11 protein-coding genes are annotated in these 15201 nt (G+C 61.5%); 3 read left to right on the forward strand and 8 right to left on the reverse strand.

The window, feature by feature from the left end:
• Positions 1-18: 18 nt before the first annotated feature.
• Positions 19-1056, reverse strand: a complete 1038-nt coding sequence (locus tag BLU52_RS26245; RefSeq protein WP_090288270.1) for a LacI family DNA-binding transcriptional regulator — start codon at positions 1054-1056, stop codon at positions 19-21.
• A gap of 206 nt (positions 1057-1262) precedes the next feature.
• Here BLU52_RS26245 and BLU52_RS26250 point away from each other — a divergent pair, with 206 nt between their 5' ends.
• The 3 genes from BLU52_RS26250 (at position 1263) to mgrA (ending at position 6013) form a co-directional block, all read left to right on the forward strand.
• The gene (locus tag BLU52_RS26250) at positions 1263-3488 is read left to right on the forward strand and encodes a TonB-dependent receptor (protein ID WP_090288701.1); all 2226 of its coding nucleotides are present in this window, start codon (positions 1263-1265) and stop codon (positions 3486-3488) included.
• A 1-nt stretch (position 3489) separates the two neighbouring features.
• Positions 3490-4809 carry an LLM class flavin-dependent oxidoreductase gene (locus BLU52_RS26255; RefSeq protein WP_090288272.1) on the forward strand — a complete coding sequence of 440 codons (1320 nt, stop codon included), beginning with the start codon at positions 3490-3492 and terminating at the stop codon, positions 4807-4809.
• Between the two features lie 166 nt (positions 4810-4975).
• Positions 4976-6013: an L-glyceraldehyde 3-phosphate reductase gene (gene mgrA / locus BLU52_RS26260; RefSeq protein WP_090288274.1), complete on the forward strand. Its 1038-nt coding sequence runs from the start codon at positions 4976-4978 to the stop codon at positions 6011-6013.
• A 322-nt stretch (positions 6014-6335) separates the two neighbouring features.
• Here mgrA and tauD read toward each other — a convergent pair whose 3' ends face one another.
• From tauD to BLU52_RS26295, 7 genes are all read right to left on the reverse strand, one after another.
• The gene (tauD, locus tag BLU52_RS26265) at positions 6336-7178 is read right to left on the reverse strand and encodes a taurine dioxygenase (RefSeq protein WP_090288276.1); all 843 of its coding nucleotides are present in this window, start codon (positions 7176-7178) and stop codon (positions 6336-6338) included.
• Between the two features lie 142 nt (positions 7179-7320).
• Positions 7321-8154 (reverse strand): taurine ABC transporter permease TauC, encoded by an 834-nt coding sequence (tauC, locus tag BLU52_RS26270; protein ID WP_090288278.1) that lies wholly within the window; start codon positions 8152-8154, stop codon positions 7321-7323.
• Positions 8151-8945, reverse strand: a complete 795-nt coding sequence (gene tauB, locus BLU52_RS26275) for a taurine ABC transporter ATP-binding subunit (RefSeq protein WP_090288281.1) — start codon at positions 8943-8945, stop codon at positions 8151-8153. The genes tauC and tauB overlap by 4 nt, the downstream gene beginning before the upstream one ends.
• A 16-nt stretch (positions 8946-8961) precedes the next feature.
• Positions 8962-9939 carry a taurine ABC transporter substrate-binding protein gene (gene tauA / locus BLU52_RS26280; protein ID WP_090288283.1) on the reverse strand — a complete coding sequence of 326 codons (978 nt, stop codon included), beginning with the start codon at positions 9937-9939 and terminating at the stop codon, positions 8962-8964.
• Between the two features lie 569 nt (positions 9940-10508).
• On the reverse strand, positions 10509-12092 hold the full coding sequence (gshA, locus tag BLU52_RS26285; RefSeq protein WP_090288285.1) for a glutamate--cysteine ligase: 1584 nt from the start codon (positions 12090-12092) through the stop codon (positions 10509-10511).
• Between the two features lie 209 nt (positions 12093-12301).
• Positions 12302-12685 (reverse strand): PaaI family thioesterase, encoded by a 384-nt coding sequence (locus tag BLU52_RS26290; protein WP_090288287.1) that lies wholly within the window; start codon positions 12683-12685, stop codon positions 12302-12304.
• Positions 12685-15009, reverse strand: coding sequence for a Tex family protein (locus tag BLU52_RS26295; protein ID WP_090288289.1), 2325 nt, complete (start codon positions 15007-15009; stop codon positions 12685-12687). Before BLU52_RS26295 ends, BLU52_RS26290 begins: the two co-directional genes overlap by 1 nt.
• Between the last annotated feature and the right edge of the window lie 192 nt (positions 15010-15201).

Genomic DNA, 15201 nt, shown 5'->3' on the forward strand with positions numbered 1-15201 from the left:
TACGCAGGAAATCCGGGATCAGGTGCTTTCCCGCTCGATAACCTGGCACTGCAACAGATTCAGCCGCTGTATTTCGTCGCTCGGCAGTATCCCGAGGCTTTCCAGTACGCGGGTTGCGGCGAGCTCGCCGATTTCCAGTGCCGGTGGTTTGATCGTGCTCAGGCTGGGCAGGAGCATTTCAGCGAAGGGGTAGTCGCCGAAGCCGAGCACGGCGCAGTCTTCGGGGATTTTCAGGCCTGCGCGTTGCCCGGCGAGCAGGCCGCCGGCGGCGAGGTTGTCGTTGGCGAAGAAGATTGCGTCGGGGCGTGGTGAAGCGTTCATCAGCGCCTCCATCGCCTGTTTGCCGGCATCGAACGGTGCGCGGTCGGCGTCGGGTGCGAAGACCCACGGATCCAGGCCCGATTTGCGCAGGGTCGCGGCATAGCCGTCGCGGCGTTCCAGTGCGCTGAAATCCCCCGGCGCACTGTTCTGCACGAAGGCGATGCGCTGGTAGCCTTTTTCGAGCAGATGCGTTGCTGCCGTCACCCCCACCTCGAAGTGCGAAAAGCCAATCTGCATCGGCTCGCGATCCGGCTGGTAATCCCAGGTTTCAATCACCGGGATATCCGCTTCGGCGATCATCTTTTCCGTGCCTGCACTGTGAAAGTGACTGGTCAGCACCAGCGCGGCCGGCGACCAGCCGAGAAACGCGCGCACGGCGTTTTCTTCCTGTTCGACATCGAAGTAACTCGACGCCAGCAACAGCTGATAACCGTGGCGGCTGAGGGTGTCGCTGAAGCCTTGCAAAGTATTGGCGAAGATTGGCCCGGAGATGTTCGGGATGACCATACCGACAATTTTTCCGCGCGCTGAAGCCAGACCGCCGGCGACCAGATTCGGCACGTAACCCAACTCGGCCACCACTGCCGCAATGCGCTCGCGGCGCTCGGGCGAAACCTGCTCGGGCTGGTTGAAATAGCGCGATACGGTGATCGCCGAAACGCCAGCTGCGCGCGCGACGGCATCAAGGGTCACACGGCCGGCGCCACGGCGTTTGCGGGGCTTGTCTGCGCTCACGCGTCGCTCCTTGTTAAAAACCAAATTGCATATAAAAGTAATTTTTCAGTATTGGACGCTCTATGGCCGAGTTGCCAATACTGCCGATGTTAGCGCTAACAAGGCGCGTTGTCTGCTACTCGCTCGAGCGAATGCTCAAGACACCGAATCAGGCGCTGTCGTCGCAGAACGGCAGCGGATCAGGGCCAATTTCGAGCGGGCAGAACATGCACAACATTCCTGGGGCGAGACACAAACTGGCGCAGTCGATTCGCGCCGCTGGCTGGTTACTGACAGGGTTGGCGGCGCTGCCGTTGCCCAACGCATTCGCGGCTGACAGCCGCGATCAGGAGCCGACGCTGAAGTCGGTGACCGTTACCGCGACCCGCCGTGAGGAGTCGCTGCAAACAATCCCGGTCGCGGTTTCGGTGATTGACGGCGAGCAGCTTGAGCGCGATAACCGCAACGGCGTGGCGAGCATCGTTCAGCAGGTGCCTTCGTTGAATTTCCGCACCGGCGCCTCGAACAAGGACACCTCGTTATTCGTGCGCGGTGTTGGCACGATTTCCACCTCGCCCGGCGTTGAGCCGACTGTCGCCACCGTCATTGACGGCGTGGTGTATGCGCGTCCCGGTCAGGCCACGCTTGATCTGCTTGATCTTGAGCGCGTCGAGGTGTTGCGCGGCCCCCAGGGCACGCTGTTCGGCAAGAATGCTTCGGCCGGCGTGCTCAACATCACCAGCAAAGCGCCGACTAACCAGACGCATGGTTACGCCGAACAGTCGTACTACAGCGGCAACGAAAGCCGCACGCGTTTCGGCATTGGCGGCAGCCTGATCCCGGACACCCTGAAAGGCTCGATCAGCACGCTGTTCGGCACCTACGATGGCAACGTCGATAACCAGCACAACGGCCAGGAGGTCAACGGTTACAACCATCGCGGCGTGCGCGGCAAACTTGAATTCACGCCGAACGACGACGTCACATTTACTTTGATCGCCGACTACATGCAGTCCCACGACGATGCGCCCAATGGCGTGGTCAGCCAATCCCTGACGCCGGCCTTCAGCAATGCCCTGAGCCCGGTGAATGCCACCAGCCACAACCGCGACATCAACACCGACACCCGCTCTCACATCGAAGACATCAACAAAGGCCTGTCCGGCCAGTTCGACTGGCAACTGGGCGATTACACCCTCACTTCGATCACTGCATGGCGCGGCTGGGACAACACCCAATATCAGGACGGCGATCGTCTCGGCAGCGTGACCGCAACGTTTCCTGGCACGGCGGACGAGGGCGATCTGGCGTTCGACCAGTATTCGCAGGAGCTGCGTCTGGCCTCGCCAAAGGGTGATTTTCTCGAATACGTTGGCGGCCTGTTCTACATGCACGGCAAGGACGACGAGAGCTATCAGCGCACGCTGACGACCACCGTGCGCACTGACCGTGGCGTCGCCGATTACAGCACTACCAGCGACAGTTATGCGCTGTTCGGCGAGAGCACGCTGAACTTCACTTCAGACTTTCGCGGCATCGCCGGCCTGCGCTATACCCACGATGATCTGGAATATGATCATCGTCGCGTTTCCACTTCGCCGACCACGGTCAGCGGCATCCAGCCGGCGACCCGCAGTTCAGGTTCGGTCGATGAAGACGGCTGGTCCGGGCGTCTCGGTGTGCAGTACGACCTGAGCGATACGGTCACCACTTACCTGACTTATTCGCGCGGCTACAAAGGCCCGGCCTACAACGTGTTCTTCAACATGCAGCCGCGCGACACCGAAGCGCTGAAACCGGAAACCTCCAACACATGGGAGGCGGGCATCAAGGCGACCACCTGGAACAATCGCCTGACGACCAACCTGGCGATTTTCCACAGCGACTACGATAACTATCAGGCGAACTTCTTCGACACCGTCGCCGGGCAGGTGGTGACGCGCCTGATCAACGCCGGCAGCGTCAGCACCGAAGGCGTCGAACTCGATTACGCCGTGCAGGCCACCCAGCAACTGAAGTTTTCCGGTGCGCTGGCCTATACCCGCGCACGCATCGACGAATTCGCCTGCCCGGCCGGTGCGGCGGCGTCGTGCAACGTCAACGGCAAACCGCTGCCCTTCAGCCCGGACTGGAAAAGTTACGTGCGCGCCGATTACGCCATCCCGTTGGATAACGGTCTGGACATCGAACTGGGCACCGATTACAGCTGGCAAAGCGAAGTGCAGTACGACATCAGCCAGAACCCCGATACCAAACAGGGCGCCTATGGGCTGTGGAACGCCAGCGTCGCACTGGCCGATTACAGCAACGGCTGGCGTGTTGCGGTGCTCGGTAAGAACCTCGCCGACAAGTCGTACTCGCCGTTGCTCGCCAGTGGCGGCAGCTACATCTACCGCGCGGTGCCTCGGGACGACGAGCGCTATTTTGGCGTGCAACTGCGCAAGGATTTCTGAGATGAGCAGACAGATGAAACTCGGCGCGTTTCTCATGGCCACCGGGCATCATGTAGCCGCTTGGCGGCATGCCGATGTGCCGGCGAATGCCGGGCTGGATTTCGCCCATTACAAGCGGCTGGCGCAGATTGCCGAAGCGGCGAAATTCGATGCGCTGTTCGTCGCCGACAGCGTCGCCGCGCCGACCCACGACGTCGCCAGTCGCATGGCGCGCTCCGATCATTTCGAACCGCTGACCTTGCTCTCGGCCCTCAGTGCAGTGACCGAGCACATCGGCCTGATCGCCACGGCGACCACCAGTTACAACGAGCCGTACCACGTCGCGCGCAAATTCGCTTCGCTGGATCATTTGTCCGGCGGGCGAGCGGGGTGGAATCTGGTGACCTCGGACAACGCCGCCGAAGCGCTGAATTTCGGTCGCGACGAACATATCGGCCATGCTGAACGCTACAGCCGCGCGTGCGAATTTCATCAAGTGGTCACCGGCCTGTGGGACAGTTGGGAGGACGACGCCTTTGTGCGAGACAAGGCTAGCGGCGCGTATTACCAGCCGGAAAAATTGCACGTGCTGGATCATGTCGGCGAACACTTTCGGGTCAAAGGACCGCTGAACGTCGCCCGTTCGCCGCAGGGGCAACCGGTGATTATCCAGGCCGGTTCGTCCGAAACCGGACGTGAGTTGGCCGCGCAGACGGCTGAAGTGGTGTTCACCGCACAGACTTCTCTGGCCAACGCGAAGGCGTTCTACGCCGACCTCAAGGGGCGCTTGCTTCGGTACGGTCGCAGCGCCGATTCGCTGAAAATAATGCCTGGCGTTTTCGTCGTGGTCGGCCGTACCGAAGCCGAAGCGCAGGAAAAGTGTGAAGCGTTTCAGCAATTGGTCGAACCCGAGGTGGGCGTGGCCTTGCTTGGGCGTATGCTGGGCAACTTCGATTTGTCGAAGTATCCGCTGGACGGGCCATTACCGAAGTTACCACTGACGCAAAGCGGTCAGCAGAGCCGGCAGACATTACTGACCGAGCTGGCGGGGCGCGAGCAACTGAGCCTTGCTGAACTGGGTCGTAAAATTGCCGGCGGGCGTGGGCATTACAGTCTGGTCGGGACGCCCGGGCAGATCGCTGATCAGTTGCAGGAGTGGTTCGTACAAGGCGCGGCGGACGGTTTCAACCTGCTGGTGCCGCACCTGCCTGGCGGGCTGGAGGACTTCGCCAACGGCGTGGTTCCGGAACTGCAGCGGCGTGGACTGTTCAGAACGGAGTATGAAGGCCGGACGTTGCGCCAGAACCTCGGTCTGGCGCGACCGAAAAACAGATTTGCGTGACCGCTTCGCGGTCAATCGCCAGCAGGCTGGCTCCCACACTGGATGGCAGCCTGCTCGAAGGGATTGGTTTTCCAGCAGCAATGCGGTCCCTGTGGGAGCCAGCCTGCTGGCGATAAGGTCGGCACGACCTTGCAGAATTCAGACAAGACAGATAAGAGAGCATTCGATGACCTACACCGCTGCCGAAAACCGCTACGACTCCATCCCTTACCGCCGCGTCGGGCGCAGCGGTCTGGTACTGCCGGCGCTGTCGCTGGGCCTGTGGCACAACTTCGGCGACAGCACGCCGATCGACACCCAGCGGGCCCTGCTGCGTACTGCGTTCGATCTGGGCATCAACCACTTCGATCTCGCCAACAACTACGGCCCGCCGTACGGCAGTGCCGAGATCAATTTCGGTCGTCTGCTGCGTGAAGACTTTCAGCGGTACCGCGATGAGCTGATCATCTCCAGCAAGGCCGGTTGGGACATGTGGCCCGGCCCGTACGGGCAGGGCGGCGGTTCGCGCAAATACGTGCTGGCCAGCCTCGACCAGAGCCTGCAACGCCTGGGGCTGGAATATGTCGATATCTTCTATTCGCACCGCTTCGACCCGGACACCCCACTGGAAGAAACCGCCAGCGCTCTCGCCACGGCTGTGCAGCAGGGCAAGGCTTTGTACATCGGCATCTCGTCGTACTCCGGGGTGAAAACCCGCGAAATGGCCGAACTGTTGAGAGAGTGGAAAGTACCGCTGCTGATCCACCAACCGGCGTACAACCTGCTCAATCGCTGGGTGGAAAAGGATCTGCTCGACACCACCGAAGAACTCGGCACCGGCGTGATTGCCTTCACCCCGCTGGCGCAAGGTCTGCTCACCGACAAATACCTCAACGGCGTACCGGCGGATGCGCGGGTTAACCGTCCGGGCGGCGGCTCGTTGCAGGCTTCGCACCTGTCCGAGGCCAACATTGCTCACGTCCGGGCGTTGAACGAGATCGCCAAACGTCGCGGGCAGAGCCTGGCGCAACTGGCGCTGGCGTGGACGCTGCGTGATCCACGGGTGACCTCGGCACTGATCGGCGCGAGCCGGCCGGAGCAGATCATCGAGAACGTCGGCGCGTTGAAGAATCTGAATTTCAGCGCTGAGGAGCTGGCGGAGATTGACCGGTTCGCCCAGGAGGGCGGGATCAATCTGTGGGAGAAGCCTTCGACGGCGGAGTGATGAAGATTGGGTTGGGTCAGCAAGATCCAACCCCCTCACCCCAGCCCTCTCCCCCCGGGGGGCGAGGGGGAAAGGGAGCCGATCTTCATGATTTCAATACTTGAATTCAACCCGACATTTCAGGCCGGTGTAGCTCGTACAAACACCTCGGTCAGTCCCCTCTCCCCCCGGGGGGCGAGGGGGAAAGGGAGCCGATCTTCATGATTTTCAATACTTGAATTCAACCCGACATTTCCGGCCGGTGTAGCTCGTACAAACACCTCGGTCAGTCCCCTCTCCCTCCGGGAGAGGGTTAGGGTGAGGGGCTTTTGCTGTTCAGGGCTCAGCGAAAGAAAGGCACATCCCCCAACACCGTCGCCCGCTGCATCACCCGTCGCGCCGGGCGGTAATCGTCTACCGCGTAATGCTGGGTCACGCGGTTGTCCCAGAACGCAATATCGTCCTTCTGCCAACGCCAGCGAATGGTGAACTCCGGCCGCGTTGCGTGGGCGAACAGAAACTTCAGAATCGCTTCGCTCTCGGTCTCCGCCAGTTCATTGATCTTCGAGGTGAAGCCCTCATTGACGAATAATGAGCGCCGGCCGCTGACCGGATGCGTACGAATCACCGGGTGCGACAGCGGCGGATTCTTGCGTCGCGCTTCTTCCCACTGTGCCAGCGCCTCGGGCGTGTTGCCGTAGCGTTCCCGCGGAAACGAACGGGTGAAATCGTGAGTCGCGGTCAGCCCTTCAAGCAAGCCTTTCATTGGCGTCGACAGCGCCTCATATGCAGCAATGCCGCTGGCCCACAAGGTGTCGCCACCGAACTCCGGCAGCAACTTGGCGCTGAGCACCGCGCCCATCGCCGGGGTCGGCAGGAAGGTCACGTCGGTGTGCCAGATGGCGTTGTCGCGTACATCGGTGACAGCGGTATCGAGGATCAGAACTTCGGGCTGTTCGGGCACGTTCGGGTAGATCGGATGAATGTGCAGGTCGCCGAAATACGCGGCGAAGCGCGCCTGTTGCGGCGGCTCGATTGGCTGGTTGCGAAAGAACAGCACTTGATACTTGAGCAGCGCCTGCTCGATGGCATCGCGATGTTCCAGGCTCAGTGGCTGGCTGATGTCGACGCCACTGATCTGTGCGCCGAGGGCCAAGCTTAACGGGGTGATGGTGAGGCTGCTCATGGTCGTACTCTTCAAATTCGGGGTTCAAGCTTTGGTAGGCCTTCGCCTGCTCGCGATTGCAGGCTGGCAGTCAACGCTGTGGTGAATGACACACCACAACCGCGAGCAGGCGAAGGCCAACAGGGGATTCGCAGAAAACTTGTCAGTGCGCCTGGCCATGCCATGGCACCAGCTTGCGCTGCAGGGCGCGCAGGCCCATTTCCATGGCGAAGGCGATCAGGGCGATGACCAGAATCCCCAGCACCACCACATCGGTGACCAGAAACTGCGCGGCCGATTGCACCATGAAGCCCAGGCCACTGGTCGCCGCGATCAATTCAGCGGCGACCAGGGTCGACCAGCCGACACCCAAACCAATGCGCACCCCAGTGAGAATGTCCGGCAGGGCGCTGGGTAAAATCACATGGCGAATCAGTTGTGCACGGGTCGCCCCCAGAGACTGCGCAGCGCGCAATTTCGCCGGATCAACCGTGCGTACGCCGGTCGCAGTGGCGATGGCAATCGGCGCAAAAATCGCCAGGTAGATCAGCAGCACTTTCGACAACTCGCCGATGCCACACCAGATCACGATCAGCGGCAGATAAGCCAGCGGCGGAATCGGCCGGTAGAACTCGATCAGCGGGTCGAGCACGCCGCGGGCGATGCGATTGGCGCCGATGGCGATGCCCACCGGCACGGCGGTCAGAATGCCAAAGCCGAGGCCCAGACCGATGCGGCTCAGGCTCGCGCCCAGGTGCTGCCACAGGGTCGAATCCATGTAGCCAGTGGTCGCCAGCAACCAGCCTTTTTGCAACACCGCAGACGGTGGTGGCAGGAACAGCGGTTCGATCAATCCAGTGGCCGTCACCGCCCACCAGATCGCCAGCAACGCGAACAACGTCAGCAGACTGATCCAGCGTGTACTCAGGCTGCGGCGCACCGGGGTGACCACCGAGGATGTTTTCACCGCCGCCGCGGAAACGTCGTAACTGCTCATGCGCGCTCCTGCCGTTGCCCGGCGCTGCGTTGCGAGAACACTTTGCTCAGCACGTGTTCGCGGGTTTCGATAAAGCGCGGATCGGATTTGATCGCGCGGGCCGACTCGCCAGCGGCATAACGCTGACCAAAATCCAGGTGCAGGCGCTCAACGATCTGCCCCGGATTCGGTGCCAGCAGAATCAGGTCGGTGGCGAGGAACACTGCTTCTTCAATGTCATGGGTAATCAGGAAAACCGGCTTGGCTGTGCGCTGCCAGACTTGCAGCAACAGCTCTTGCATCTGCTCGCGAGTGAACGCGTCGAGGGCGCCGAAAGGCTCGTCCATCAGCAACACGCGCGGGTCAGCGGCAAGCGCGCGGGCGAGGCCGACACGTTGTTTCTGGCCGCCGGACAGTTGCCAGATACGGCGGCTCTCAAACCCCGAGAGATCCACCAGCGCGAGCATTTCACGGGCGATTTTTTCGCGTTTGTCTCTGGCGACATTGGCCAGTTCCAGTCCGAACGCAACGTTGGCCAGCACGTCCTGCCATGGCAGCAAGGCGTCGTCCTGAAACACCACACCACGCTCGGCGCTCGGGCCTTTGACCGGCACACCGTCAAGGGTGATGCGCCCGGCATTCGGTTCGACGAAACCGGCAATCAGGTTCAACAGCGAAGTCTTGCCACTGCCGGACGGGCCGAGGGCGACCAGCAACTGCTGCGGCCCGAGGGTCAGAGAAATATCCGCCAGCACCGGCTCAGGGCTGCCCGGGTACTGTGCGCTGATGCGCTCCAGCTGTAGCAAGGCCATCGCTGTCTACTCCCGATCAGTTGGTGATGTATTTGGCGCTGACGTACGGCGCGTAGTCCGGCAGCACAGCTTCGACCTTGCCTTGCTCCTTGAGGAACGCGGCGGTGTCGGTGATGGCTTTGGTGGTCGGCGCGCCGAGGTCACTGACCTGATCTGCCGCCAGCGGGTAGACGTTGCCTTGCAGCAACAATGGAATGTCGCTGGCCTTGGCGCCCGACAGCTTGACTAGCTTGTCGACGTTGGACTGATTCGCCAGCCAGGCTTGCGGATCCTTGCGGTAGTCGGCGTAGGCGTCGAGGGTGACCTTGGCGAATGCGGTGACGATGTCCGGATGCTTCTCGGCGAAGTCTTTGCGCACGATCCACGCATCGAAAGTCGGCGCGCCAAATTTGGCCAGCTCGCCGGAGGTGATCAGCACTTTGCCGTTCTCCTTGGCCACGCCGAGTGCCGGATCCCAGACGTAGGTGGCGTCGATGTCACCACGTTTCCAGGCGGCGATGATCGCGGGCGGGGCGAGGTTGAGCACGGTGACTTTCGACGGGTCGATGTTCCAATGCTTCAACGCAGCGAGCAGGCTGTAGTGCCCGGTGGAAACGAACGGCACGGCGATTTTCTTGCCGATCAGATCCTGCGGCGTCTTGATGCCGGAGCCATCGCGCGCAACCAGTGCTTCGGCGGCGCCGATCTGCGTGGCGATGAGGAATGTTTGCACCGGGACTTTGCGGGTGATCGCGGCGGTCAACGGACTCGAACCGAGGTAACCGATCTGCACGTCGCCGGAGGCGATGGCGGCGATGATGTCGGCGCCGTTGTCGAACTTGCGCCAGGCGATATCGGCTTTGGTGGCTTTTTCGTAAGCGCCGTCGGCCTGGGCAACTTTTGCCGGGTCAACGGTGGTCTGGTAGGCGACGGTGAGATCGGCAGCCTGCGCCAGAAAGCTTGCGGCAGCCAGAGTGGCAGCGGCGAGCAGGCGAAGCGGGACATTCAGTTTCATTGAAGAGCTCCATATCAGGCGACCGAGCGTCGGCGTGGATGGAGACTAAATGATCTAAGAATCTTGAAATAAATAACTTTTTCGAATGAGCTTATGAGCGGAAAAATCTAAGCGCGAGGAGGTTGTGGGCGGTTCGGATTTATTCGTTCGACGTTAGATCTTTGCCCCCTCACCCCAGCCCTCTCCCCCAGGGGGGCGAGGGGGAAAGGGAGCCGATCTTCATGTTTTTCAAGTCTTGGGTTCGGCGCGGTATTGCAGGTTTACGTACGTCGCACCAACACCGCGGTCAGTCCCCTCTCCCCCAGGGGGCGAGGGGGAAAGGGAGCCGATCGTCATGTTTTTCAAGTCTTGAGTTCGGCGCGGTATCGCAGGTTTACGTACATCGCACCAACACCGCGGTCAGTCCCCTCTCCCCCAGGGGGGCGAGGGGGAAAGGGAGCCGATCTTCATGTTTTTCAAGTCTTGAGTTCGGCGCGGTATTGCAGGTTTACGTACGTCGCACCAACACCGCGGTCAGTCCCCTCTCCCTCCGGGAGAGGGTTAGGGTGAGGGGCTCTTCAAGGGGCTCTTCAGTTGCTGATTGCGAGGATGCTTGCCTGATACGAACCGACAAACACATCAAAATCCCCCACCTCGTTCTGCTCCAGCTCTGCCTGGTGCGCCAGTGATGAGCGCGCCACCTCCTCGAACTTCGCCTGCTCATCCGCCGCCAAAGGCTCGCTACGGAAAAACTCCGCATGGGCCTGGCTCTGACGCAGCGAGAAGTGCGCAAAGCTTTCCTTGTGCTCGGCCATCGCCGCCAGGACCTGCGCGGACGGCGTCAGGGACGGATCGCTGACCTTGGCCAGTTGCGCATCCAGCGCCTTGCTGTGCGCATCGCCGCCGTGGCTCTGATCGAGCAGCGCAGCCAGCGGAGCGATTTGCTCGAGCAGTTCGGCAGCCCAGGTCTTCATCTCGACCGCTTGGCCGTCGCGCTGCAATTGCAGGCCCGGACGCCGACCTTCCTTGACCACACTGAGGAAGTTCGAGGTCGCGTTACTGCACGAAGTGTTGGTTAGCAGCGGGCTGTCGTTCAACGCGCAGTACAGCAGGAACGCGTCGAGGAAGCGCGACTCGGTCAGGTCGATGCCCATCGGCAGGAACGGGTTGATGTCCAGGCAACGCACTTCGACGTATTGAATGCCGCGTGCCATCAAGGCCTGGATCGGCCGCTCGCCGGTATAAGTCACGCGTTTCGGGCGGATGTTCGAGTAGTACTCGTTTTCAATCTGCAGGATGTTGGTGTTGAGCTGCACCCACTCGCCATCCTTGTGCGTGCCGACTTCAACGTATGGCGCGTACGGCGTGGCCACGGCTTTGCGCAGGCTGTCGGTGTAGCTCGCCAGATCGTTGTAGCACGGCGTCAGACCGGCCTGGGCGTTGCTCTGGTAACCGAGGTCGCTCATGCGCAGGCTGGTCGCGTACGGCAGGTACAAGGTGTCCGGATCGAGCTGTTCGAGCTGATGCGAACGACCGCGCAGAAAACCCGCATCCAGCGCCGGCGAGGCACCGAACAGGTACATCAGCAGCCAGCTGTAGCGACGGAAGTTACGAATCAGCGCAATGTACGACACCGACTGGAAATCGCGGTCGGTGCCGACGAAGCCCTCGGTTTCACGCAGCAGCGGCCAGAGCTGTTCGGGCAGCGAGAAGTTGTAGTGAATCCCGGCGATGCATTGCATGGTCTTGCCGTAACGCAGGGCCAGGCCCTTGCGGTAGACGTACTTGAGCTGACCGATGTTGGAGGTGCCGTAATAGGCGATCGGGATATCTTCCTCGGCCGGCAACGGGCACGGCATCGACGGGCTCCACAGGTACTCGTCGCCGAGTTTGCTGTAGGCGAAGCGATGAATCTTGTCCAGGCTCGCCAGGGTATCGGCCGGGTCGGGCAGGGCGGGCGTGATGAATTCCAGCAGCGACTCGGAGTAGTCGGTGGTGATCTGTTCGTTGGTCAGCGCGGAACCCAAGGCTTCGGGGTGCGGCGTTTGCGCCAGGCGACCTTCGCTGGTCACGCGCAGGCATTCACGTTCGATACCGTGCAGGCACTGCTCGAGCAGAGAGAGGTTAGCGCGCTCGCCGAGCAGAGCCAGGCGGCGGTTGAGAAGTTCGCTCAATTTGGATTCCTTCACGCGTCAGTCGCCCCAATATGGGGGTGGGCAGGACGGTCTACAAGGGTGAAGTTGAAACTGGCGTTATCGCCTGGTTTAGTAGCGGCAGGCCATTTGCCGGTCAGTCAGGAACTGCACAATCCTTGTGGGATCGCCGCACCGTCGCTCCCACCGGGGGCGTTGCGCCGAAATTAACTCAAAATGATGGCCAACATCTACAGGACAGCGAAGGTGCCTTGCGCTTTTGCGACCAGTTTGTCGCCCTGCATCACCTCGGCCTCGACCACCAGCGTGCGCCGGCCCGGGTGGATCACCCGCGCCGTGCACACTACCTCGCCCTCGGAAACGGCGCGGATGTAGTTGATCTTGCATTCGATGGTCGCGCTCTGCTGATCGAAACCGTGGCTGCTGGAACAGGCCAGCCCCATGGCAATGTCGACCAGGCTGAACAGCGCGCCGCCGTGCAGTTTGCCGCCGCGATTGCGCAGCTGCGGCTGCAGCACCAGGGCGACTTGCGCCACCCCGGTTTCCAGGCTGTGCAGGCGGCAGCCCAACAGCTTGAAAAACGCGCTCTCGACGAGCCCGTCCGGCAGCTCCATCAGCGTTTCTTCAACTGCTTGGCGTTGGCGAACAGCGAGGCCATCGCATTGTTCGCCGGCGCTGCAGTGACGGTTTCCTTGCGTGGCGCGTTGTTCGACGGCTGGCGTTGCGCCGAGCCCGGACGCGAGCCACGGGCGCCGTCGATTTTCTCGCCTGGCGTGTCGCCCATGCGCATCGACAGGCCGACGCGTTTGCGCGGGATGTCGACTTCCATGACCTTCACCTTGACCACGTCACCGGCCTTCACCGCTTCGCGCGGATCCTTGATGAATTTTTCCGACAGCGCCGAAATATGCACCAGACCATCCTGGTGCACACCGATGTCAACGAATGCGCCGAACGCGGTCACGTTGGTCACCACGCCTTCGAGGATCATGCCCAGTTGCAGGTCCTTGAGATCTTCGACGCCTTCCTGGAATTCGGCGGTCTTGAATTCTGGACGCGGATCGCGGCCGGGTTTTTCCAGTTCCTGAAGGATGTCGGTCACGGTGGGCAGACCGAAAGTTTCGTCGGTGAATTTCTTCGGATCGAGACGCTTGAGGAACGCGGCATCGCCGATCAGCGAGCGAATGTCACGGTCGGTTTCGGCGGCGATACGCTGTACCAGCGGATACGCTTCCGGGTGCACCGCGGACGAATCCAGCGGATTGTCACCGTTCATCACGCGCAGGAAGCCGGCGGCCTGTTCGAAGGTCTTTTCGCCCAGACGCGCGACTTTCTTCAGCGCCGCACGGGTCTTGAACGCACCGTGTTCGTCGCGGTGCGCGACGATGTTTTGCGCCAGTGTCGCGTTGAGGCCGGAGATGCGCGCCAGCAGCGCCACCGACGCGGTGTTGACGTCAACGCCGACGGCGTTCACGCAATCCTCGACCACTGCGTCCAGACCCCGCGCCAGTTTCAGCTGCGAGACATCGTGCTGGTACTGGCCGACACCGATGGATTTCGGATCGATCTTCACCAGCTCCGCCAGCGGATCCTGCAAGCGACGAGCAATCGACACCGCGCCACGGATAGACACGTCGAGATCGGGGAACTCCTTGGCCGCCAGTTCCGATGCCGAGTACACCGATGCGCCCGCTTCGGACACCATGACCTTGGTCATCTTCATCGCTGGATATTTCTTGATCAGCTCGATCGCCAGCTTGTCAGTCTCGCGGCTGGCGGTGCCGTTGCCGATGGCGATCAGGTCCACCGAATGCTTGGCGCACAGCGCGGCCAGAATGGCGATGGTCTGGTCCCATTTGTTGTGCGGCACGTGCGGGTAAACCGTGGCGTGATCAAGCAGCTTGCCGGTCGAATCGACTACGGCCACTTTGCAACCGGTACGCAGGCCCGGGTCGAGGCCCAGGGTCGCGCGCGGGCCGGCCGGTGCGGCCAACAGCAAGTCATGCAGGTTGTGCGCAAACACGTTGATCGCTTCGGTTTCGGCGCCATCGCGCAGCTCGCCGAGCAGGTCGGTTTCCAGATGGGTGTAGAGCTTGACCTTCCAGGTCCAGCGCACCACTTCGCCGAGCCATTTGTCCGCCGCGCGGTTCTGGTTCTGGATGCCGAATTGCTGGGCGATCATGCCTTCGCACGGGTGCATGGTGCCCGGCAGTTCGTCGCCGACTTTCAACGCGGAGCTGAGGATGCCTTCGTTGCGGCCACGGAAAATCGCCAGCGCGCGGTGCGACGGCATGCTTTTCAGCGGTTCGTCGTGTTCAAAGTAATCGCGGAACTTGGCGCCTTCCTCTTCCTTGCCGGCGATTACGCGGGCACTGAGGGTGGCTTCCTGTTTCAGGTAGTTACGCAATTTTTCCAGCAGGCTGGCATCCTCGGCGAAGCGCTCCATGAGGATGTACTTGGCGCCTTCCAGCGCAGCCTTGACGTCCGCCACGCCTTTTTCAGCATCAACGAAGCGCGCGGCTTCGGCTTCCGGGGCCAGAGTCGGATCGTTGAACAGGCCGTCGGCCAGCTCGCCGAGGCCGGCTTCGAGGGCGATCTGGCCCTTGGTGCGGCGCTTCTGCTTGTACGGCAGGTACAAGTCTTCGAGGCGGGTCTTGGTGTCGGCGAGCTTGATGTCGCGCTCAAGGGCCGGGGTGAGTTTGCCTTGCTCTTCGATGCTGGCGAGGATGCTGATGCGCCGTTCGTCGAGTTCTCGCAGGTAGCGCAGGCGCTCTTCCAGATGACGCAACTGGGTGTCATCGAGGCTGCCGGTGACTTCTTTCCGGTAACGGGCGATGAAGGGAACGGTAGAGCCTTCATCGAGTAGCGCGACGGCCGCTTCGACCTGTTGTGGGCGTACACCGAGTTCCTCGGCAATGCGGCTGTTGATGCTGTCCATAAAACCACCTGACATAGTGTGAAAGCAGACTCGCGGGCACGGAAATAAAGGCCCGGAGTCTGGTTGAGCGGCTAGAGAATTGCCGCTGCCTGGATCAAGAGGCAGCCCATTGACCCGTGAAATCGAACGATTACTGCGCGGGGCGGGGAAAAAAGCCTGCCACCTGCGGTAACGATTCAGACGTTGCCTGGC

Source organism: Pseudomonas granadensis, from assembly GCF_900105485.1.
In the GTDB taxonomy this organism is placed as follows: domain Bacteria; phylum Pseudomonadota; class Gammaproteobacteria; order Pseudomonadales; family Pseudomonadaceae; genus Aquipseudomonas; species Aquipseudomonas granadensis.